This is a genomic window from Streptomyces yangpuensis (assembly GCF_024666385.1).
Lineage (GTDB): Bacteria > Actinomycetota > Actinomycetes > Streptomycetales > Streptomycetaceae > Streptomyces > Streptomyces yangpuensis.
This window is the reverse complement of sequence record NZ_CP102514.1, coordinates 4,229,479-4,252,040: the sequence shown is the minus strand read 5'-3', so window position 1 is coordinate 4,252,040 and position 22,562 is coordinate 4,229,479. Positions and strand designations below refer to the sequence as shown.

General features: G+C 74.4%; 17 protein-coding genes. 13 read left to right on the top strand and 4 right to left on the bottom strand.

Annotated elements, in window-relative coordinates:
• Positions 1 to 46: 46 nt before the first annotated feature.
• The 3 genes from NRK68_RS19445 to hemL form a co-directional block, all read right to left on the bottom strand.
• Positions 47 to 1,270, bottom strand: coding sequence for a polysaccharide deacetylase family protein (locus tag NRK68_RS19445; protein ID WP_183067118.1), 1,224 nt, complete (start codon positions 1,268 to 1,270; stop codon positions 47 to 49).
• 187 nt (positions 1,271 to 1,457) lie between these two features.
• Positions 1,458 to 2,156, bottom strand: coding sequence for a histidine phosphatase family protein (locus tag NRK68_RS19440; protein ID WP_257856319.1), 699 nt, complete (start codon positions 2,154 to 2,156; stop codon positions 1,458 to 1,460).
• Positions 2,153 to 3,475: a glutamate-1-semialdehyde 2,1-aminomutase gene (hemL, locus tag NRK68_RS19435; protein WP_183067037.1), complete on the bottom strand. Its 1,323-nt coding sequence runs from the start codon at positions 3,473 to 3,475 to the stop codon at positions 2,153 to 2,155. The genes NRK68_RS19440 and hemL overlap by 4 nt, the downstream gene beginning before the upstream one ends.
• Before the next feature lie 133 nt (positions 3,476 to 3,608).
• Between hemL and NRK68_RS19430 the strand changes: the two genes are divergently transcribed.
• Positions 3,609 to 4,217 carry a hypothetical protein gene (locus NRK68_RS19430; protein ID WP_183067038.1) on the top strand — a complete coding sequence of 203 codons (609 nt, stop codon included), beginning with the start codon at positions 3,609 to 3,611 and terminating at the stop codon, positions 4,215 to 4,217.
• 334 nt (positions 4,218 to 4,551) lie between these two features.
• On the opposite strand, the gene NRK68_RS19425 is transcribed toward NRK68_RS19430, so the two are convergent.
• Positions 4,552 to 5,907, bottom strand: coding sequence for a COG1470 family protein (locus NRK68_RS19425; RefSeq protein WP_373023623.1), 1,356 nt, complete (start codon positions 5,905 to 5,907; stop codon positions 4,552 to 4,554).
• Positions 5,908 to 6,095: 188 nt separating this feature from the next.
• On the opposite strand from NRK68_RS19425, the gene NRK68_RS19420 reads away from it, so the two are divergent.
• The 12 genes from NRK68_RS19420 (at position 6,096) to NRK68_RS19365 (ending at position 22,552) form a co-directional block, all read left to right on the top strand.
• Positions 6,096 to 6,821 carry a helix-turn-helix transcriptional regulator gene (locus NRK68_RS19420; RefSeq protein ID WP_257856318.1) on the top strand — a complete coding sequence of 242 codons (726 nt, stop codon included), beginning with the start codon at positions 6,096 to 6,098 and terminating at the stop codon, positions 6,819 to 6,821.
• Between the two features lie 223 nt (positions 6,822 to 7,044).
• A complete protein-coding gene (locus tag NRK68_RS19415; protein ID WP_183067040.1) occupies positions 7,045 to 10,176 on the top strand; it encodes a DUF11 domain-containing protein in 3,132 nt (1,043 codons plus the stop codon).
• Positions 10,173 to 10,877 (top strand): Pvc16 family protein, encoded by a 705-nt coding sequence (locus tag NRK68_RS19410; RefSeq protein WP_183067041.1) that lies wholly within the window; start codon positions 10,173 to 10,175, stop codon positions 10,875 to 10,877. The genes NRK68_RS19415 and NRK68_RS19410 overlap by 4 nt, the downstream gene beginning before the upstream one ends.
• A 92-nt stretch (positions 10,878 to 10,969) precedes the next feature.
• Positions 10,970 to 13,111, top strand: a complete 2,142-nt coding sequence (locus NRK68_RS19405) for an AAA family ATPase (protein ID WP_183067120.1) — start codon at positions 10,970 to 10,972, stop codon at positions 13,109 to 13,111.
• Between the two features lie 257 nt (positions 13,112 to 13,368).
• Positions 13,369 to 14,928 (top strand): phage tail sheath family protein, encoded by a 1,560-nt coding sequence (locus tag NRK68_RS19400; protein WP_183067042.1) that lies wholly within the window; start codon positions 13,369 to 13,371, stop codon positions 14,926 to 14,928.
• 80 nt (positions 14,929 to 15,008) lie between these two features.
• On the top strand, positions 15,009 to 15,449 hold the full coding sequence (locus tag NRK68_RS19395; RefSeq protein ID WP_030031999.1) for a phage tail protein: 441 nt from the start codon (positions 15,009 to 15,011) through the stop codon (positions 15,447 to 15,449).
• On the top strand, positions 15,446 to 15,943 hold the full coding sequence (locus tag NRK68_RS19390) for a zinc-ribbon domain-containing protein (RefSeq protein ID WP_030664145.1): 498 nt from the start codon (positions 15,446 to 15,448) through the stop codon (positions 15,941 to 15,943). Before NRK68_RS19395 ends, NRK68_RS19390 begins: the two co-directional genes overlap by 4 nt.
• On the top strand, positions 15,940 to 16,098 hold the full coding sequence (locus tag NRK68_RS19385) for a DUF6760 family protein (protein WP_167344733.1): 159 nt from the start codon (positions 15,940 to 15,942) through the stop codon (positions 16,096 to 16,098). The genes NRK68_RS19390 and NRK68_RS19385 overlap by 4 nt, the downstream gene beginning before the upstream one ends.
• Before the next feature lie 4 nt (positions 16,099 to 16,102).
• A complete protein-coding gene (locus NRK68_RS19380) occupies positions 16,103 to 19,405 on the top strand; it encodes a hypothetical protein (protein WP_257856317.1) in 3,303 nt (1,100 codons plus the stop codon).
• 63 nt (positions 19,406 to 19,468) lie between these two features.
• The gene (locus NRK68_RS19375) at positions 19,469 to 19,894 is read left to right on the top strand and encodes a phage tail protein (protein WP_030710062.1); all 426 of its coding nucleotides are present in this window, start codon (positions 19,469 to 19,471) and stop codon (positions 19,892 to 19,894) included.
• Between the two features lie 118 nt (positions 19,895 to 20,012).
• Positions 20,013 to 20,738: a CIS tube protein gene (locus tag NRK68_RS19370; protein WP_046779355.1), complete on the top strand. Its 726-nt coding sequence runs from the start codon at positions 20,013 to 20,015 to the stop codon at positions 20,736 to 20,738.
• A complete protein-coding gene (locus NRK68_RS19365) occupies positions 20,735 to 22,552 on the top strand; it encodes a VgrG-related protein (protein ID WP_183067044.1) in 1,818 nt (605 codons plus the stop codon). The genes NRK68_RS19370 and NRK68_RS19365 overlap by 4 nt, the downstream gene beginning before the upstream one ends.
• The last annotated feature ends 10 nt before the right edge of the window (positions 22,553 to 22,562 follow it).

The window sequence follows — 22,562 nt, the reverse complement described above, 5'->3', positions numbered from 1 at the left end:
TTCCGCACCCCCCGGCCGGGTGTCAATGCCCTGGTCAGGCGATGTGTCAGGCGGCGGTGAGGTACGTGTTCCAGCCACCGGTGGGTGACCGGCCGGGGCCGAGGGTGCGCAGCCGGGCGAGCACCTTGGGGTCCTGGACCTCCAGCCAGTCGGTGAACTGCCGGAAGGATACGAGCCTTACATCCCTTTTGTCCGCCATGCCCTTGAGTGCCTCCTCGACCGCGTCCATGTAGATGCCGCCGTTCCACTCCTCGAAGTGGTTGCCGATGAAGAGGGGGGCACGGTTGGTCTCGTAGGCCCGGCGGAAGCCGCCGAGGTAGGTGGCCGTGGCCTGGGAGCGCCAGGCCGGGTAGTTGGCCGGCACGCCCTGCGTGGTGTTCTTCGACTGGTTGGCGAGGATGTTGTAGTCCATCGACAGCACCTCGAAGGAGTGCCCCGGGAAGGGGAGGGACTGCAGTGGCAGGTCCCAGACGCCCGACCTGCGCCCGGGCCAGACCTGGAGGCCGCCGGGCGAGCTGGCGTCGTAGCGCCAGCCCAGCTTCCGGGCGGTCGGCAGGAGATTGTCCCGGCCGAGGAGGCAGGGGGTGCGGGCGCCGGTCAGTTCCTTGCGGTAGTCGAAGGGCAGCGGCTCCACGTCGGTGAAGCCGGTGTTGGTGCGCCAGCCCGTGACGAAGGACATGGCCTGGTCGATCTCGGTCTCCCAGTCGGCCGGGGTCCAGCGGGCGACGGAGCCGGGGCCCCCGCAGAAGTGGCCGTTGAAGTGCGTTCCTATCTCGTGCCCGTCGAGCCACGCCTCGCGGACGCAGGCGAGGGTGGCGCGGACGTTCTCGTCCTTGAGGTAGCCGATGTCGGACGCGCCGACGGGATTGTTCGGCGGCCGGTAGAGGCTCCGCTTCGACTCGGGCAGCAGGTAGATGCCGGAGAGGAAGAAGGTCATGGTCGCGCCGTGGTCCCTGGCGAGCTTGAGGAAGCGCGGGAAGAGACCGTTGCCGATCTCGCCCGCGCCGTCCCAGCTGAAGACCACGAACTGCGGCGGCGTCTCGCCCGGCTGGAGGGGCACGGGCCGGTCGGGCTGGTGGGGCTGCGGGCCGGTGTCGGCGGTGGAGCCGTCACCGATGGGCCTGCCCGGCCTCTGTCCTGGCTTCGGGTTCTTCACGGGTCCGGGAGTACCGGGACCGGACACGTCGGGCAGTCCGCAGCCGGCGACTCCCATCGCGGCCGCGGCGCCAAGTCCCAGTCCCAGCAACCCCCTCCGGCTGACTCCCCTGATGTCGCGCATGTCACCGTCCCCATCGTCGTCACCACACCCGCCCCAAAGCCCATATAAACGGACAAGTTGGCCGGACATGTGTGCTGACACGGTGATTCCCGCGCATCTTGTATTTAATGAGACAGGCCTGTAACGGCCCGTAACAGACCGTCGGACACGACCCGGACCAGGCCGCGGCAGGTCCGGATCAGGCGCCGAACGCCTTGGACGCGCCCTTCACCGGCTTGGCACCCGCCAGCAGGTGCGCCGGGACGAGGTCCCGGGCCGGCTCGCTGTAGCCCACGGAGACCAGCCGGTCGCCCTGGAAGGTGAAGGACGTCAGGGACGCGAGCGTGCACTGACGCCGGCGCGGGTCGTGCCACAGCCGGCGCTTCTCGGCGAAGCTGCGCACGATCCAGATCGGCAGCTGATGGCTGACCGCCACCGCCTCGCGGCCACGGGCCGCGTCGCGCGCGGCCTCCAGCGCGCTCATCATCCGGACCACCTGCTCGACGTACGGCTCGCCCCAGGAGGGCTTGAACGGGTTCGTCAGGTGCTTCCAGTTGCCGGGCTTGCGCAGCGCGCCGTCGCCGACGCCGAAGGTCTTGCCCTCGAAGACGTTCTCCGCCTCCAGCAGCCGCGCGTCCGTCGCCAGGTCCAGGCCGTGGGCCTTGGCGATCGGCTCGGCCGTCTCCTGCGCCCGCTCCAGCGGGGAGGCCACCACGTAGGCGATGTCCCGGCTCTTCAGGTGCTCGGCGACCCGGTCCGCCATCCGGCGGCCCAGCTCCGAGAGGTGGTAGCCCTCGCGGCGCCCGTACAGGACCCCGTCCGGGTTGTGCACCTCGCCGTGGCGCACCAGGTGCACGACGGTGAGGTCGGGCGTCACGTCGCGGCCGTCGTCGCTCATGCCGTGGCCTCCGCGGCGGCCCGGGCGGCGGCCGGCAGTGCCGCCGCGACGCGCTCGATCGCCTTCTCGTCGTGGGCGGTGGAGACGAACCAGGACTCGAAGGCGGACGGCGGCAGGTAGACGCCCTGCGCCAGCATCGAGTGGAAGAACGCGTTGAAGCGGAAGCTCTCCTGCTTCTTGGCGTCGTCGTAGTCGCGGACCGCGTCCTCGGTGAAGAAGACGGAGAACATGTTGGACGCGGTCTGCAGGCGGTGCGCCACGCCCTCCTTCGCGAGCGCCCCGGTGACCAGGCCCTGGATCTGCGCCGAGACCGCGTCGACCTTCTCGTACGCGGCCGCGTCGAGCAGCCGCAGCTGCGCGAGGCCGGCGGCGGTGGCGATGGGGTTCCCGGAGAGCGTGCCGGCCTGGTAGACGGGACCCGCGGGGGCGAGGTGTCCCATGACGTCGGCGCGGCCGCCGAACGCCGCGGCGGGGAAACCGCCGCCCATGACCTTGCCGAAGGTCATCAGGTCGGGCCTGACCCCGTCGACGCCGTACCAGCCGGCGCGGGAGGTACGGAAGCCCGTCATGACCTCGTCGGAGATGTAGAGCGCGCCGTTCTCACGGCACAGGTCCGCGAGCCCCTGGTTGAAGCCCTCGGCCGGGGTGACCACGCCCATGTTGCCGGGCGCCGCCTCGGTGATCACGCAGGCGATCTCACCGGGGTGCGCGGCGAAGGCGGACCGGACCGCTTCGAGGTCGTTGTAGGGCAGCACGATCGTGTCGCCGGCCTGCGCGCCCGTGACGCCGGGGGTGTCCGGAAGCGCGAAAGTCGCCAGACCGGAACCGGCGGCGGCCAGCAGGGCGTCCACGTGACCGTGGTAGCAGCCGGCGAACTTCACGACCTTGGCGCGACCGGTGAAGCCGCGTGCCAGCCGGATCGCCGACATGGTCGCCTCCGTCCCGGAGGACACCAGGCGCACCTGCTCGACGGGCTCGACGCGCGCGACGATCTCCTCCGCGAGCGCCACCTCGCCCTCACCGGGCGTACCGAAGGAGGTACCGCGGGCGACGGCCGCCTGGACGGCCTCGATCACCTGGGGGTGGGAGTGGCCGAGGATCATCGGCCCCCACGAGCAGACGAGGTCCACGTACTCGCGGCCGTCGGCATCGGTGAGGTACGGACCGGTGCCGGACACCATGAACCGGGGCGTACCGCCCACGGCGCGGAAGGCGCGCACGGGAGAGTTCACGCCGCCGGGGGTCACGAGGGAGGCGCGCTCGAAGAGCGTCTGCGAAACTGGGGCTTCATACGGGTACGGGTAGCTCACACCAGCCATGGTCTCAGAGGCTGCGACAGACTTGCGGGCGGGCGTTTCACCGCGTCGCCGCGGGGGAGGTCACTGCCATGATGATCAGGCTGCGTGGCGGAGGTCGCGGGGCCGGGACGAGCAAGACCAGTCGGGTGGAGATATGCAACGCGGTGGTGGACCGGGCGAGGGTACGGACGGCCTCGATCCGCAGCGCGCCCGCGAAGCCCGCGAGGCCCGCCGGCGGGGCAAGCACCGCCGGCGCGCGACCGAGGCGGCCGACGCCGCGCCGGAGCCCGCGGCGGAGCCGGAGGACGTACCCCGGGGCCGCGGCATGGGCGTGACGTACAAGTACTTCGGCGCCCCGGACGGGGCGACGGCGGCGCGGGTTCCGGTGACGATGCGGCCGGAGGAGCTCGGCGGCGACGAGCTCGGCATGGGCGGCCTGTTCACAAAGATCAAGCCGGAGACGGTGGCCGCGATGGTCCTGACCGGCATCGAGGGCATACCCCTGCACAAGGTGCCGCCGCTGGAGCTGGTCGTGCTCCACCCCGACTACGCGGTGGTCAAGCTCCCGATGACGGTGGTCGACCCGCTCCGCGGCATCGGCGAGGAGTCCGTGGGCGCCGCCGCCTTCATCTGGTCCACGGTCCCGGACCGCGGCGGCCCGAGCGACGCCTTCAACGTCTACCAGCTGCTCCACGAGTGGCAGGACTTCAGCCACCGCCTCCACGAGGCCGGCCACCAGCCGTACTGCCTCGTCTGGCCCTGACCCGGTCCTCACCGCAGGATTTCAGCCACCGGCTGCACGAGGGCGGCTACCACGCGTAACCCCCCTGCGGCCCGCCGCCCCTGCGCCCGGGCGGTGCGCCCTCGGGCGCGACGGCGAGGGACTTCGGAGCAACATCGAATTACAGCCATATTTTTCGGCTGCCTTGCTACCGCCCAGTAGGTCGGCAACAGCCGTGGAACGGCGTTACCGCACCGGAAGGCGCCATTGCCGACGACCCGTCACCAGCCCGTCCGGTAAGCACTTTCCGGACGGACCGGCACGGGTCCGCTTTGTTCCTGGGCGAGCCTGACGGACGATGTCCGTGCCGCTCGGGTCACCTCAGGTCGCTCAGCACACCACTCACGTTGAGGACTTCGTGGCACTCCTGCGCCTGACGGCCGGTGGCCGGCGTGCCCGGCTTTGCACAGGTCACCTGCACGGTCACAGTCTGGCTCTCGGTGATGCTGATGGGGGTGACCCAGTGGTAGTCCTGGTTTCGGAACGTCTCCAGCGCGATCGTCGTGATCTTGCGGTCGCCGAAGTTGATCGTCACCACGCCCTCGTCGCCCTGGAAGTTGGCGACGACGAGGTCCGTGATCCCGAAGACCTTGCCCGCGGGCACCGTGTAGGAGCCGGTCTTGCTCTGACCGCCGCCGGTCTGCAGGTCGATGGTGGCCGAGCTCTGCAACCCGCCCCCACCGCCCCCACCGCCGGTTCCGGCACCCCCACCGCCGCCGCCGGCGCCGGGCTGGTTGCCCTTGGCCGCGCCCGGGCCGGCACCCGCGCCGCCCGGCTGCTTGCCGCCACCGGCCACCGGGGTCTGCCCCGCCGCGTCCGCGGCGGGCGCCGGATTCCTGGCGGCCTCGGCGGCGGCCTCCTTGGCCGTGGAGCGCACGGCCGGGCGTACCAGCATGAACCAGGCGAGCAGCAGCGCGAGCAGCGCGGCCAGCACCGCGAGCAGCCACGTCGGGAAGATCGGGATCTGGACGAACTCCACCTCCAGCGGCGCCCGTACGGCCTCCTGCTCGGGGCGCGCCGCGGCGGCGTCACCGTCCTCGCCGTCCCCGGTCTCGGCCACCTCCACGGTGAACGGCCAGGTCACGGGGGCTCCGAACCACACCGGGCTACCGGTACGGACCTTCAGCACCACCTCGGCGGACTCGCCCGGCTCCAGCTTCAGCGCGGCCGGGGCGAAGTCGAACTTCAGCTCCTCGCCGGGCTGCGCGGGCGTGAAGCCCACCTTCACCGGGGCGTTCCCCTCGTTGCGCACGGCGAGGCGGTATCGCCCTCGCAGCCATCCGCGGCGGCGTTTGGGAGCGCTCTCTGCGCGCAGTTCCCGGAACTGCCCGACATGCACGGTGGTCTCGGGGACCCGTACCGCGTCAGGCTGCTCGGTGGGCAGCACCCGCACGGCGAGCGGCAGGTCCCCGGCCCGCACCTGGGGCGAACGGGGCGGCGCCAGACGGATCGTCACCGTTTCCGAGGTGCCCGGATACAGCGATACACGCTCGGGCTCCACCGTGGTCCAGGCAGCGCAGTCGCCGACGACCTCCAGGCGGTACGCCTCGACGATGTCGCTGTCGTTGCGGACGGTCAGGCTCGTGGTGGCGATACCGCCCGGCATCACCGACACCGGCTCGATGTCGAGGACGGGCGCGCCAGGGCTGGGAGAGGCAGCTGGGGATGTCACGCCACGACGCTACGGCGACACCCCGGCCGCCACCACGGACGCGAGGGCAACGCCCCGGGCAGTCCGGATGCCCCCACAGACTTTCTCAACTCCTCATGTACGGCCGTCGGTTGGACCTCAGCGTCGAGATCCGGCCCAGTCGGCCGATTCCGTCACCCCACATACGCATCACGGAACAGGTACGACACATGCGCTGCGCCGACAACAACAGCCCCGACTTCACCTCAGGCACCGGGACCGGCACCGGGATATCCCAGCCCCCCACCCCGGCTCCTCCCCGCAGAACCGGCCGACGGGTGACCGTCGCCGTGTACGCATCGGATCCGATCCTGCGCGTCGGGGTCGTCCACCAGCTGCGCCAACGACCCGAGATCGAGCTCGTCCCCGACGCGGAGGCCGACCGCGCACAGGTGTCGCTGGTGACCGTGGACAGCGTGGACGACGAGACGGCCGCACTGCTGTACCGGCTGCGGCACAACCCCGACACCCGCACCGGACTCGTGGTCGGCACCTTCGAGTCGGGGGACGCGCTGCAGCGCGCCATCGAATGCGGGGTCAGCGCGGTCCTGCGGCGCGCCGAGGCCGACCAGGACCGGCTCCTGCGGCTGGTCCTGGCGATAGCGAACGGTGAGGGCGTGCTGCCCGGCGACCTGCTCGCGAAACTCCTCGACCACATGGGCAGCCTGCAGCGCTCCGCGCTCGACCCTCGCTCGGTGTCCCTGTCCACCCTGACCTCGCGCGAGGCGGACATGCTGCGCCTGGTGTCGGAGGGCCTGGACACCGCGGAGATCGCCCGCAAGACCTCCTACTCCGAACGGACCGTCAAGAACGTGCTCCACGAGGTGATCACGCGCCTCCAGCTGCGCAACCGGACGCACGCGGTCGGCTACGCCCTGCGCAACGGGCTGATCTGACCGCGTACGGGGCGGTGGCGGACGGTCCGGCCGCCCGCCACTGCCCGAAAGCGCAAGCGGCGCTTCCCCCGGGTCCGGCCCCGCGGCCCTCCCGGCCCGCGCGGCCGGCCCGCAGGGTGGCGGGGTGACAGGCAGGATGCTGGACCGGACTGTGAGGTGGGCCGTGAGGGGCACGGATGGGTCCGGCCGTCGGCGACACCGCTGGGGAAGGGCCGGCGCGTCGATGCTGCTGCTGGCGCCCTTGCTCGCGGTGACGGCGGCCGCCGGACCGGGCGACGCCGGGGCGCAGCCCCTCGCGGCCGACGCCGGGAACAGCCGGGTCGCGTACGCCGGTACGCGCCACCGCAGCCTGGGGCGGGTGGCGGGCGACAAGACCGACACCAGCACCCCGCTGTTCGGTGACGGGCCGGTCCACCTGGACGTCCAGCCCGCCGCGCTCGGCGACCGGCTGGTGTTCGCGAGCCGCCGCGACGAGCGGACCCCGCAGGTCTACCTCCGGTCCGCGGACGGCTCGGTCCGCAGGCTGACCAGCGGCCTGGACGTGGGCAACCCCCGGCTGACCCCCGACGGACGGTCGGTCGTCTTCGACTCGGCCCAGCGCGCCGCGGCCGGCGGGGTCCAGCGCGACCTGTGGCTCGTACGCACCGACGGCACGGGCCTGACCCGGCTGACCGACACCCCCGCGAACGAGGAGCACCCGACCGTCTCCCCCGAGGGCGGACGCCTGGCGTACTCCTCCGACGCCGACCGGTCCGCCGGCGCGCAGGTCTACGTACGCCCCCTGCGCGGCGGCGCCGCCACCCGGCTCACCGACCCGGCGAACGGCCCGGCCACCGAGCCCGTGTGGAACCCGGTGGACGACGCGACCAACCGCGACGTGATCGCCTACACCGCCACCGGAGCCTCCGGCCCCCGCCTGCGGTGGACGAACGGGCGCACGGACGGGCAGTTGCTGGCCGGCGCCCAGGCGGGCTGGCGGACCCGCGGGGCAGCGTGGCTGCCCGACGGGAACGGTCTGCTCTTCCTCAGCCCGGACCGCACCTGTGACTGCAAGGGCGACTGGGACCACGTGTTCCAGGTGCCCGCGCACTCGGCGGACACCCCGAAGCTCGTGTACAGCGAGGACCGCGAGATCGGCTCGCCCACCTGGCTGGGCCCCCTCAAGGGCGGCGGCGCCGTCGTCGAGCGGATCTCGGCGGCCGGCCGGCACGCCGTGACCCTGCAGGACGCCCGGACGGACGGCTCCGACCCGCGCGACCTGGGCCTGACCATCCTCGACGAGGACCCGGCGGCCGACACCAACACCGACCCGGCCAAGGACCCGCTGTTCCGGCCGGGCCCCGGCTTCGACCCGTGGACGGAACGGCAGAGCTACACGCCCGACGGACGCAGGATCGTGGTGACCCGCTTCGAGGGCAAGGCGGACGCCCGGATCCAGCGGATCTGGATGGCGGACGCCGACGGCACCGACGCCGCGGCCCTGCCGCTGGCCGGCCGCGGCCCCAAGGACTGGGACACCGACCCGACGTTCTCCCCCGACGGCAGGTACCTCGCCTTCACCCGTACGTCCCCCGGCGGCGTCGGCGAGGCCGCGGGCCCCAGCCGCATCCTGATCGCGGACGCCGCCACCGGCGCGATCCGCAGCGAGATCACCCCGCCCGCGGGCGGACCCCGGGGCGGTGACGCCCAGCCCACCTGGTCCTCCGACGGCACCACGCTCGCCTTCACCCGCAACCTGGTGATCAACGGCCACGGCGGCAACAAGCACATCTGGACCGTGCCCGTGGACCGGCTCGACCAGCAGCGCGACCTGAGCGCCACCGTCTGCTTCGGCGCCTGCGAAGTCATCGACGACAGCCCGGCGTTCTCACCGGACGGCGCCACCATCGCCTTCAACCGCAAGAACGGCGGCGGCCGCGTCGACGAGCGCAGCGGCATCCTCCTCGCCTCCGCCGCGGGCGGCACCTGCCGGGTCCTGCTGCCCGACGCCGCCCGCGACAAGCCGGGCGCCTGCGGCCGCGAACTGCCCGAGACCACCGGCAACGGCCCCTACCAGCCCCGTGACGCCGCCTGGACCGCCGACGGCAAGTCCCTCGTGCTCACCGGCCGCGGCTCCCGGGCCGTCAACAGCCCGGAGAAACTGAAGCTGGTGGACGTCGCGACCGGCTCCCACAACCTGCTCGTCACCGGCCTGCCGGGCCGTCAGAAGGAGCCCGCCGTCCAGCAGTCGGTGGACCTCGCGGTGCAGGCGCCCGAGCGGACCCCGCCGCTCACCGTCGGCGGCCCGGCCACCGTCCGCGTCGACGTCGTCAACCACGGTCCGGCGGCCTCCCCCGGCACCCGGCTGACCGTCGCACCGCCGCTCGGCGTGAGCGTCACCGGGCTCACCGCCCCCGGCGCCACCTGCGACGCCGCGGCGCTGACCTGCGCCCTGGGCGTCGTACCGCCCGGCGCCACCGTCCCGGTGACCGTCACCCTCACCGGCGTCACCCCCGGCGACCAGCCCGTGGAGTGGTCGGTCACCGGCACCGTCCTCGACCCCCGTCCCAGCGACAACGCCGGCCGGACCGTGGTCCCGGTGCGCGAGGCCCCCGTACCGCCGAAGCCGACGCCGACGCCCACCCCGACGCCAAAGCCCACCCCGCCCACGACCCCGCCCACCACGCCTCCCACGGCCCCGGCGCCCGCGCCGCAGCCGCCCGCACCCCAGGCCGGCCCCGGCGTGAGCATCACCGCACAGCCGAACCCCGGCTACGTCGGCGGGCGCGTCGTCGTCACCTACACCGTCGCCAACGGCCGCAGCGCCCTCGCCACCGGCCTGCGGCTGCGCATCGGCCTGCCCGAGGGCGTCCCCCACGACGGCCCGCCGCCGGGCTGCGACCGCAACTGGACGTGTGTCCTGCCGGACCTGGCACCGGGCGCCCGCAACGTCCTGCGGGTCGTCCTCAGCCCCCACAAGGCGCTCACCGCCGAGATCACCGCGACCCTCACCACGACCGGCACGGACGCCGACCCCGGTGACAACACCGCCCGCAAGCAGCTGCGCATCCTCCAGCCGCGCATCGTCGCCGTCCCGCCGATCGGCAGGCCCGGCTTCGTCACCTCGGTCCGCGGCGAGGACTTCCCGCCCGGCGCGCCGGTGCGGTTCGCGTGGAAGCCGGGCATCACCGCGGCGGCCGCACCGACCGTGCCCCAGGCCGACGGCACCTTCATCGGCCAGCTGCTGATCCTCGCCAAGGACCAGACCGGCCCGCGCATCATCACCGCGAGCGGCCCCGGATTCTCCCCCGTGCAGACCGACTTCCTCGTGGTCAACGGCACGGTGCAGCCGCCCGACGAGGTGGCCCGCCGGTGATCCACGAGGTCGACGAAGGGCTGCGGCGGCTGCTGGCGGAATCCGGCCTGGAGGCGTCGGGCGTCGAGGTCGTCTTCGACGCGCCGACCCGCGACTGGGCCGCCCGCCGCAGCGCGCCCACCGTCTGCGTGTTCCTGTACGACATCCGGGAGGACCCGACCCGGCGCGGCAGCGGCGGGGGCGAGGTGTACGACGAGGACGGATTCGTCGTCGCGCGCCGCACCCCGCCGCGCTGGTTCGAGCTGACGTACCTGGTCACCGCCTGGGCGAGCAGGCCGCAGGACGAGCACCGGCTGCTGTCCCAGGTGCTGTCCTGCCTCGTCGCCACCGACACGCTGCCCCCGCGCCTGCTCACCGGCACGCTCGCCGACCTCGGCCTGCTCGTGGACGTGGACGCGGGCGGCACCGGCATGGACGCCCCGGCCGCCTCCGACGTGTGGTCGGCGCTGGGCGGCGAACTGAAGCCGTCCCTCGGACTGCGCGTGAAGGCCCCGCTGGCCGGCATCGGCAAGGTCGCGGCCCCGCCCGTCACCCAGGGCCTCGTGGTCAACTCCGTACCGCAGGCAGGACCGGACGGCGACGGGAGCCGGCGCCGGCTGCGCTACGTCGAACTGGGCGCACCGGGACCGGAGGGCTTCGGCGGCTCCCGGGAACGGCCCAAGGCCCCCGCCCGCCGCCGACGAGGAGAACGGCAGCCGTGACGCACACCCTCCGGACCCCGGCCCCCGCCCCGGCATCCGCCCCGGCATCCGCTTCGGCCCCGGAGCCGGTGCCGGATACGAGGCCCGGCGACCTGGTACCGGACCCGGCGCCGGGCCGGGCCCGCGCCGACGAGGTCCCGTACCTGTGGACGCGGCTCCGGCTCGTCGAGGACCGGGTCCGGCATGCCGTGGCGCTGCGGCGCTCCGTCGATCCCGACCCGGACGACCCCTACCGGGGCCAGTACCTCACGCCCGAGGCGGTCGCCCGGATCCTGGACGGGGGCGAGGGGCACGGCCCCGGCCTGCCCGCCCTCGCACCGGCCGGGCCGCCGCCGGCCGGCTCGCCGCTCGACGTCCTCGCCCAGCGCTTCGGGCTGGAGCCCGTCGACCTGGACCTGCTCCTGGTCGCCCTGGCCCCGGACCTCGACGCCCGGTTCGAGCGGCTCTACGGCTACCTCAACGACGACCTGACCCGCCGCCGGCCGACCGTGGGGCTCGCCCTCGAACTGTGCGGCCGCGACCACGCCGCCGCCGCGCGCTTCCGGCTCTCCCCCGGTGCCCCGCTCGTCGCGGGCGGCCTGCTGGAGGTCACCGATCCCGAACGGCCGCCCCTGTCCCGGACGCTGACCGTCCCGGACCGGGTCACCGCCCACCTGCTCGGCGACGCCTCGCCCGCTCCGGATCTGGCCGAGGTGCTCGGCGAGGCCGCCGACGACCCGGCCGTCGACCCCGGCGAACTGCACCTGGCCGCCGCCGCGGGCACAAGCGGCACCGGTCACGTCCACCTGCGCACCCGCGGCGGTGACCCCGAGGGGCTGGCCGCCGCCGCACTGCAGGCCCGCGGGCTGGGCCTCCTGGTCCTGGACCCGGTGGCGCTGACCCACCGCGCCCGCGCCCTGCCCGCGCTGGCCCGCGCCGCCGCCCGCGAGGCCCGGCTGCTGGGCGCCGGCGTACTGCTCGGCCCGCTGGAGGCACTGCCCGACAAGCCAGACGAGCGGGCGCACGTCCTGCGCACGCTGTGCACGGTGCTGCGCGGTGTCCCGCTGTTCACGCACGGCACGAGCGGCTGGGAGCCCGCCTGGGCGGCCGCCACCCCCGTCTCCCTGACGGTGGCGGCCCCCACCCCCGAGCGGCAGGCCGTGCGCTGGCGGCACGCGCTGGAACGGGCCGCCGCGGAGCACGGCCGTACGGACGATGCCGGCGCCCGGGGTGCGGCGGCCGGGGCGGGCGGTGAAGCGGCCGGGGCGGAGGCCCTCGCCCGGTCCGTGTCCGCGCACCGCCTCGACGCCGGGCAGCTGCGGCGCGCCGCCGACACCGCGTCGCGCACCGCCGCCCTCGACGGCCGGCCCGTCTCCCCCGACGACCTGCGCAGCGCCGTACGGGCCCAGAACGGTGCGGGCCTGGCCCGCCTCGCCCGCCGGGTGGAACCGGCGGTGGGCTGGGACGACCTCGTACTGCCCGCTCCCACGCACCGCCGGCTGCGCGACCTCGCGGTGCGTGCACGCCACCGCGACCAGGTGCTCGGTCAGTGGGGCATGCGGCCCGGCGGCGGCCGCGGCCGCGGGGTGATCGCCCTGTTCGCGGGCTCCTCCGGTACGGGCAAGACCATGTCCGCCGAGGTGGTGGCCGCCGACCTGGGCATGGACCTGTACGTGGTGGACTTGTCCACGGTCGTCGACAAGTACGTCGGCGAGACCGAGAAGAACCTGGAACGGATCTTCACCGAGGCCTCGGCCGTCAACGCGGTGCTCCTCTTCGACGAGGCCGACGCGATCTTCGGCAAGCGCTCGGACGTGAAGGACTCCCACGACAAGCACGCCAACATGGAGTCGGCGTACCTGCTCCAGCGGATGGAGTCCTTCGACGGCATCGCCATCCTGACCACCAACCTGCGGGCCAACCTCGACGAGGCGTTCACCCGCCGGCTCGACGTGATCGCGGACTTCCCCGTCCCCGACGCCGCCCAGCGCCGGGCCCTGTGGGAGCGGTGCCTGGGCGACCGGCTGCCGCGGGCCGACGACGTCGATCTCGGCTTCTGCGCCGACCGGTTCGAACTGGCCGGGGGCTCGATCCGGGCCTGCGCGGTGACGGCCGCCTACTTCGCGGCGGCGTCCGGCGAGCCGCTGACGATGCGCCAGGTGATGACCGCCGTCGCCCAGGAGTACCGCAAGCTCGGACGGCTGGTCCTGGAGGGCGAGTTCGGACCGTACCTGGGCCAGGTCACGGACGTGTGACCCGGGTGGCGGCGCCGGATGGGCGGACCCGGGTGGCGGCGTCCGGGCGGACCCGGCTGGGCGGACCCGGTGGGCGGCGCCCGTGAATGCCGGCGCGCGGTCCCGCCGGGCGGCCCGGCTGCCTGGACGGCCCGGCGGGGGCGACCGCGAGGGCAGCGCACTTGCCCCTGACCGGGCCCGAACGTCCCTGCCCACGGCGGCTGTCGCGCGCGAGGCTGTGACCAGACCTGATTGCAAGCCGTGACGAAGGAGCGAGCATGCCGACGTACCTCACCCCGGGCGTGTACGTGGAGGAGGTGCAGTCCGGTGCTCGCCCGATCGAAGGGGTCGGCACCGCCGTCGCCGCGTTCGTCGGGTTCGCCCAGAGCGGGCCCTTCCACGAACCGACGCTGGTCACCAGCTGGGACCAGTACTCCCAGCACTTCGGCGGCTTCGCCGAGGGCACCTACCTGCCCCACGCGGTCTACGGCTACTTCGCCAACGGCGGCGGCGCCGCGTACGTCGTCCGCATCGGCGGGTCCGACCGCGACGCCTCCGCACCGGCCGCCGCGGGAGCCGTCCCGCAGGCCCGCGCGGCGCAGCCCGTCGAGCTCGGCGGCTTCCTGATCACGGCGCGTCCGGGCGTCACCGGCGTGTCCGTGGAGATCACCGACGCCGACGGGGAGAACCCGCCGGAGGACCGCTTCAAGCTCCTGGTCCGCCAGGGCGAGCAGGTCGCCGAGACCTACGACGCCTCCGCCCGCAAGAACGTCAAGGGCTACCTCGTCACCCAGGCCCGAGCCTCGAAGCTGATCGAGGTCACCGAGCAGCGGTCCGCCGCCCAGACCCGGCCCGCCGGCCAGACCGTGGCCCTGCCCGACGCCCCCGGCGCCGTGGCCGCCGCTGCCGGGAACGGCACCGTGTCCCGGCTCGACCCGGCCGAGTACGTCGGCGACGCGGGCGCCCGTACCGGCTTCGCCGGCCTGGAGACCATCGACGAGATCACCATGGTCGCGGTGCCGGACCTGATGAGCGCCTACCAGCGCGGCGACATCGACTCCGAGGGCGTGCGCACCGTACAGCTCGCGGTGATCTCCCACTGCGAGCAGATGGGTGACCGGGTGGCCGTCCTGGACACCCCGCCCGGGCTGTCCGCACAGCAGGTGCGCAACTGGCGCAACGACGAGGCCGGCTACGACTCCCGCTACGCCACCCTCTACTACCCGTGGGTCAAGGTCTTCGACCCGGCCGCCGGCCGCAACACGACCGTCCCGCCGAGCGGCCACATCGCCGGTGTGTGGGCGCGCAGCGACGCCGAGCGCGGTGTGCACAAAGCTCCCGCCAACGAGGTGATCCGCGGCGCCGTGGACCTGGAGCTGCGCCTGAGCAAGGGCGAGCAGGACCTGCTCAACCCGATCGGCGTGAACTGCGTACGGGCCTTCCCCGGCCGCGGCATCCGGATCTGGGGCGCGCGCACCCTCTCCTCCGACCCGGCCTGGCGCTACCTGAACGTGCGCCGCCTCTTCAACTACCTGGAGGAGTCGATCCTCCTGGGCACCCAGTGGGTGGTCTTCGAGCCGAACGACGACCGGCTCTGGTCCAGCATCCGGCGCAACGTCACCGCCTTCCTGACCGAGGAGTGGCGTCGCGGCGCGCTGTTCGGCCGCACGGCGGCGGAGGCGTTCTACGTCAAGTGCGACCGGGACAACAACCCGCAGGAGTCGATCGACCAGGGCCGTGTGGTCTGCGAGATCGGTGTGTCGCCGGTCAAGCCCGCCGAGTTCGTGGTGTTCCGGCTGGCCCAGTTCTCCGACAGCACCAGTCTCGTCGACGAGTGACCCTCCCGGGCAGCGGCAGCAGCACCGGCACCGGCACCGGCAGCACCAGCAGCATCAGTAAGGAAAGGTGAAGGACAGTCATGGCAGAGGGCGATGCTCTTTCCACCCATATCTTCGGCGTGCAGCTCGGCGGCTACCTGGTCGAATCGATCCAGGAGATCAGCGGCCTGACCGTCGAGGAAGAGGTCGTCGAGGTCCGCCAGGTCAGCGCGGAGGGCAAGCAGATCATCCGCAAGCAGCCCGGCGCTCGCCAGGCGGGCGAGGTCACGATCACCCGGGGACTCGACAAGAGCAGCGAGTTCACCAAGTGGATCAAGGAGACGCTGAACAACGGCGCCGTCGACACCGCGCGACAGAACCTCACGATCGAGATCAAGGACTCCACGGGCGCGACCATCCGCCGCATCCAGCTGATGCAGGGCTGGGCCTCCAAGTGGGAGGGCCCCTCCCTCAAGGCCGGCGAGTCCGCCGCGGCCACCGAGTCCGTGACCATCGTGTTCGAGGAGATCATCGTCGAATGAGGCGCCGTACGGTGACTGCGGGCAGCCTGGAGGAGATCCTCCAGGTCACGGCGCCCGCCCAGGCCCCGGAGCAGGCGGCGGCACCCCCGGCCGCCGCCGCTCCGGCCCCCCGCGAGGACCACGGGCTGCGCACGGAGTTCGAGTTCGAGCTGCCGCGCGGGTACGTGGATGAGGCGGGCACGGTGCACCGGCACGGTGCGATGCGCCTGGCCACCGCGCGCGACGAGCTCCGCCCGCAGATCGACCTGCGGGTCAAGGAGAACCCGGCGTACCTGAGCGTGGTGCTGCTGAGCCAGGTGATCACCCGGCTCGGCACCATCACCGACGTGCACGCCGGGGTCGTCGAGCGGATGTACGCGACCGACGTCGCGTTCCTCCAGGACTTCTACCGGCGCGTCAACAGCGAGGGCCACACCCGCGCGGCGGTCACCTGCCCGCACTGCGACGGCGGCTTCGAGGTCGACCTCTCCGGTGGGCGCCTGGGGGAATCGTGACGTACGCGCTCCCCCGGCTCCGGGAGGAGATCGCGTACATCGCCTACCACTTCCACTGGCGGCGCGACGAGATCCTCGACCTGACCCACGGCGAGCGGCAGGACTGGGTCACCGAGATAGCTCGTATCAACACCCGTGTGAACGAAGGCGGTTGAACAGATGGCATGGCGGGACAGGCTGCGCCGGCGCACCGCCGTGCCGGAACCCGCGGCGTCGGCGGCTGCGGGTGCCGTGACGACCCCCGACACCTCCGCCGCCGAGGCGCCGGCCGCCACCGTCCCCGGCGACTGGGACGGCGGCTGGCGCGCGACCACGCCGCCCCCGCTGACCATCTCGCGGTCGGTCACGGGCGTCAGCGACGGGCTCGCCTTCCGCTCCGGCCTGGCCGCGTGGCGCGACCCGTCGTTCGACACCGGGCTCGCCCACGGCCTGCTGCCGTCCGCCCCGGCCGGACTCGTCCGCGGGGTCGCCCGCCCCGCCACGGCCCGCCCCGCCCCCAGCGGCGGCGGCCCACTGCTGCTGCGGGCACTGCCCACCGAGCCCGAGCAGGCGGGAGCCGCACCCGCCACCCCGCCACCGGGGGCCGGTCCAGTGCGCCCCGCCCCGGCCGCGGGCCGCAGCGCCGGCACCGGCACCGGCACCGGCACCGGCACCGGCACACCGGGGCCGGTCGTCTCGCGGGCCATGGCCCGCGGGGCCGCCGCCCCGGCCGGCCCGTCCGCGGACGCGGCCCCCGCTCCGGTCGCCCCGCATGCGCCCGCCCGGAGCGACACGGACGGCGCGCCGTCGGCCGCGGCCCCGGGGGCACGGGCGTCCGTACCGTCCCGGAGGGCCGCGAGCCCCGCCGCCACGACATCGGACGTGTCCGCTGCGCGGGGTCTCACGTCCACGCACTCCACGGCCGTGCTCGGAGCTGCGCCCGCTCCCGCCGTGCAGCGGTCCGCCGTCTCCCCGGCCGGGCCCGGCCGTACGGTGGCACCCGCGCACTTCCCGGTGGTCCGCCGCATCGCGGTGGTCCCCGCCGCCTCCACCGAAGGCGTGTTCGCCCCGGACAACCGGCCCGGCCGTACGGGCGAGGGCGCGCCCGGCCCCGTCACGGTCCGGCCACACCCGGTTGGACGTCCGCTCACCACCGCCCGGGTCCCGTCCACCCCGCGGCGCCGCGTACCCGCCGTACGCACGACCACGACGACGCCCACGCCCACGGCTACCGGCCTGGACGCGCCCGTCCAGCGCGCACCGGCCCGCGCCCCGCTCACCGAACTCCCGCCCACCATCACGCCGTCGGCCCCGACCCCGGACGCCCATGGCCCCGCCATGCCCACCGTGCAGCGCACGGCCGAGCCCACGGCGAGCGGCCCGGCACCGCACGCACCCACCGTGCAGCGCACGGCGGAGACCGTGAGCGGCCCCGCGGCCGACAAGCCGATGCGCACCCGCGCCCCGCTGGGCGAGCCCCCCACCGAACTCCCCGCCACCGAACTCCCCACCAGCGGGCCACCGTCCGACGCCGCACCGGCCGCCCAGGGCCCTGCCATGCCCACCGTGCAGCGCCATGCCGAACCCTCGGCCACCGGGCCGGCCGCCGACGCACCCGTCCAGCGGACGCACACCCGCGCCCCTGCCATGCCCGCGGTGCAGCGCCAGACCGACCCCGCGGAGCCGGCCGCCGGCGCACCCGTCCAGCGCATGCGCAGCCGCGCACCCCTGGGCGAGCCGCTCACCGAACTCCCGGCCACAGCGACGCCGTCGCCCCTCGCACCGGCCACCCCCGGCCCCGCCATGCCCACGGTGCAGCGCACGGCCGAACCTGCGGGGAGCGGCCCGGCACCGCACGCACCCACCGTGCAGCGCACGACGAACGACCCGTCGGCCGGGGCTCCCGCCCAGCCGATGCGCACCCGCGCACCCCTCGGCGAGCCGCTCACCCAACCCCCCGCCACCGCAACGCCATCGACCCCCGCACCGGCGGCCCCCGGCCCCGCCATGCCCACCGTGCAGCGCCAGCCGAATTCCGAGACCCCGGCAAAGCAGCCCACGGCTGAGACTCCCGTCCAGCGGACGCACAGCCACACCCCGGCCACCCCGAGCCCCGCCAGACCGACGGTGCAGCGCGCGGCCGAACCTGCGGGGAGCGGCCCCGCACCGCACGCACCCACCGTGCAGCGCGCGGCGGAGCCCGCGGCGAGCGGCCCGGCGGCCGAGAGGCCGATGCGCACCCGCGCCCCGCTCGGCGCGCCGCTCACCGAACTCCCCGCCACCGCCACGCCGTCGTCCGCACCCGCTGCCCCCGGCCCGGCCATGCCCACCGTGCAGCGTACGGCCGAACCTGCGGTAGGCGGCCCCGCACCGCACGCACCCACCGTGCAGCGCGCGGCGGAGCCCGCGGCGAGCGGCCCGGCGGCCGAGAAGCCGATGCGCACCCGCGCCCCGCTGGGCGCGCCGCTCACCGAACTCCCCGTCACCGCCACCGCCACGCCGTCGTCCCCCGTGCAGCGGCAGACCGAAGCCGCGGGGAGCGGCCCGGCGGCCGAGAAGCCGGTGCGGACCCGCGGGCCCCTCGGCGCGCCGCTCGCCGGGCTCCCGCCCACGGCCGTGCCCGCCGTGCAGCGGAGGGCGCCCCTGCCCTCGATGCCGACGCCGTCCGTCCCCGCGCCCCGCCCGGGCTCGGGCACCGGCACCGGCACCGGCACGGCGCACCGCCGTACCGGCGCACCGTCGCGCCCGGTCCCGCTCGTCGCCGCCCGCGCCGTCGGCGCGGCGCGCGCGGCCCGCACGACGCCCCCGTCCCTCCAGCTACTGGCGGCGCGCCCCCTCGCCCTCGGTACCCAGGACACGGCCGCCATGGGGAGCGCACCCGCCGCCGCACCCCGTCCGGCGAGCCGCCCCGTGGTCCCGGCGCGCTGGGCCGCCCCGTCCACCACGGCACCGCAGCAGCCGGCACCGCAGCAGGCCGTACAGCGAGCCTCGGCGCCCCCCGCCGCCCGTACCCCCGCCCCCCGCCCCGCGCAGGCCGTTCGCCCGACGCCCGCGGCCCGGGCCACCGCCACTCCCCTGCCCGTGACCGGTCCGTACACGCCCCCGCTCGTGGTCCAGCCCGCGCCCGCCGCTCCGGTCGCCGGCTCCGTGCCCGTCGTACGGCCCAGGGCGTCGGCCCCCGCCGCCGTCCCGCAGGCGGCCGTCCCCGCACCGCCGCCTCCGTCCGGCCCGCCGCCCCCCGTGCAGCGCGACACGGGTGGCGGCCGGACCGGGCCCGGCCCGCTCGGCCCGGCCCGCGCCCACCCCGGCGGGACCACGTCCGGCAGGCCGGACGCTGCGCGCGGCACGACCGCCCACGGCGGCGGCGACCTCGACCTGGACGACCTGGCGCGGCGCCTGCTCGACCCGGTGGCGCGCCTGCTGCGCACCGAGTTGCGGCGCGGCCGGGAACGCGCGGGCCGGCCCTTCGACGGCCGCCGCTGAGGGCACGGCCGAGGACACGGCTGAGAGAACACGTACGAACGAGAAACGGACGACGACGGACCGATGACGGACAACATCTTCGCGACCAGCGTGTTCTTCCGGCTGGCGATCGGCGGCAACGACCTCGGCGCCTTCCACACCTGCTCCGGCATGGGCGCCGAGGTCGAGATGGAGAGCTATGCCGAGGGCGGCAACAACGGCTTCACCTGGCAGCTGCCGGGCCGCGTGACCTGGTCGAACATCACCCTCACCCGGCCCGTCACCGCCGACACGGCGAAGATCGGCCGCTGGCTGGACGAGACGCTGCGGCGGGTCGAGCCGAAGGACGGCGAGATCGTGGCGCTGCGGCCCGACCTGAGCCGGATCATCAGCTGGCAGGTGTTCGGGATCGTCCCCGTGCGCTGGCAGGGCCCGTCCTTCGACCCCGCCAACTCCGCCGCGGCCGTGGAGACGCTGGAGATCGCCCACCAGGGGCTGCTCCCCTCCTGACCGACCGTTCCCCTCCTGACCGACCGTTCCCCTTCGTCCCCGAACCCGCTCGTCCCCGAGCCGTTCGTCCCCGAGCCCGTTCGTCCCCGTCCCGCCGCCCCGGAAGGAAGTCCACGGCATGGCCTCTTCGGCACGCGCCAGCCGCGCCCGGGCCCAGCTCACCCTCAAGGAGCCCCCGGCCTCGGTCGGGGCCAAGCCCGGCGGGACGATCGCCCGCCTCGACCTGCAGTTCAACCCCTCGACCCTGCAACTGGGCAAGACCACCGAGTGGCGGCGCTCCCCGTCCCGGATGGCGGGCCAGTCGGCGCTGCCGGAGTTCGTGGGCAGCGGCCCGCGCACGCTCAGCCTGGAGGTGTTCCTGGACGCCACCGCCAAGCACGACAACTCCGTCGAGCAGGCGGTGGAGAAGCTGATGAAGGCGTGCGTGCCGACCCCGGCCAGCCTGGGCCGCAAGAAGCCCGCGAGCCCCTGGGTGCGCTTCGAGTGGGGCAGCGCACGGACGACCTCATTCGACGGGGTCCTGTCCAACCTGTCGGTGTCGTACACGCTCTTCGACGTGGACGGGAAGCCGCTGCGGGCCACCTGCTCCCTCTCCATCGAGGAGGCGAGCGTCGACCCGCCCGGCCAGAACCCGACCTCCGGCTCCCGCACCGCCCGCAGCACGCACACCCTGGTGGCGGGCGACAGCCTGGCCATGCTGGCCTGGCGCGAATACGGCGACGCGACGGCCTGGCGGGTCATCGCGGAGGCCAACGGCATAGACGATCCGATGGCACTCGTCCCCGGCACCGAGATCGTGGTGCCGGGCACGCGTGACCAGCACGGCGAGGAGGAACAGCGGTGAGCGGGTCCGAGCCCGGAGGCCGGTCGTTCGCGGCCGACCCCATCGTGGAAGCCCCCGGCGAACTGCCGCAGATCTGGGCGGCGCAGCTCGTCTCCTGCGTCGTCGACGAGAACGTGGGCCTGCCCGACACCGCGGTCCTCACCTACCGCGACCCCGACCACGAGTTCCTGCGCGCCACCGGCATCACCATCGGCACCCCGCTGCGGGTGTCGGTGGCGACCGTGAAGGGACAGGCCCGGGAACGGCTGTTCAACGGCGAGGTCACCGCCCTGGAGATCGACCGGGACCGCACCGGCTCGTTCACCGTCGTACGCGCCTACTCCAAGGCGCACCGGCTCCAGCGGGGCCGCAAGGTCGTCGCGTACCGGAACATGACGGCCGCCGCCATCGTCCGCAAGGTGGCCGCCGGAGCGGGGCTCGCCGTCGGGAAGGTGGAGGCCGCGCCGGTCACGTACAAGCAGCTGTCCCAGGCGAACGTCTCCGACTGGGACTTCCTGCAGTACCTCGCCGGCGAGAGCGGCGCACAGGTACGCGTCGACGATCAGGGCCTGCTGCAGTTCACCCGGCCCGTGAAGGCGTCCGGGGCGCCCGCCCCGTCGACGTCGGCGGTCCGCGATCCGATGGTCCTGGAGTACGGGCGCAACCTCCTCGCCCTGCGGGCCGCGCTGACGGCCGCCGACGGCGCCTCCAAAGTGCAGGTCCGCGGCTGGGACGTGACCACGAAGCGGCCGCTGGTCGCCGAGCACCCGGCCGTCGTCAGCGACACCGTGGTGCCGGGCCTCGGCCCGCAGACCGCCGCGCGCTTCGGGGCGGCCGCCGTGTCCGTCACCGACACCCCCTACCGCACCCAGGCCGAGACGACGGCGGTCGCGAAGGCGACGGCCGCCCAGATCAGCTCCGGCTTCGGCGAACTGGAGGCCGTGGCCGAGGGCAACCCGCTGCTGCGGGCCGGCAAGCCGGTCGCGCTCGGCAACGTCGGGCAGGCCTTCTCCGGCCGGTACACGGCGACGGCGGTGCAGCACGTCCTGGAGCCGCACGGCGGCTTCCGCACGACCGTATGGGTCAGCGCCAGCCCGGACCGCTCCCTGACGGGCCTGGTGACCGGCGCCAACGCACCCGGACGGGGCCCCCGCATCCCCGGTCTGGCGATCGGCGTGGTGACGGACGTACGCGAACCGAACGGCTCCCAGCGCGGCGCTGTCCGGCTGAAGTTCCCCTGGCTGGACGACACGTACGTCACCGACTGGGTGCGTACCGTCCAGTGGGGCGGCAAGGGCGGCGGCGGGGTCGTCAGCCCCGAGGTCAACGACGAGGTGCTGGTCGGATTCGAGCAGGGCCTGCTCGACAGCCCGTACGTCATCGGCGGCCTCTACAACGGCGTCGACCAGCCCTCACCGCACGACGTGCCGCTGATCGACAAGACCAGCGGCAAGGTCAACCGCCGCTCGGTCGTGTCACGTTCGGGCCACCGCGTGGAACTGCTCGACGCGGCGGCGCCCGGCCCCTCCGGGCTGCGACTGGTGACCGGGGACGAGCGGCTCGAAGTACGCATGGACGACCGCCGGGACCGGATCGAACTCACCGTGTACGCGGGCCGGGGCCGCCCCCTGACCTCCGTCGTCCTGGACGGGACCGGCATCACGCTCGACGCCCGGAAGGGCACCGTGAAGGTGTCCGGCCGGCAGGTCGACATCGACGGCACCGCCGGGGTGAGCATCGGTGGCCGGTCGGTCAAGGTGAACGGCACCGCGGACGTCACCGTCGACGGCGGCCTGCTCGCCGTCCTCAAGGCCCGCCTCATCCGCATCAACTGACCCTCCGCGC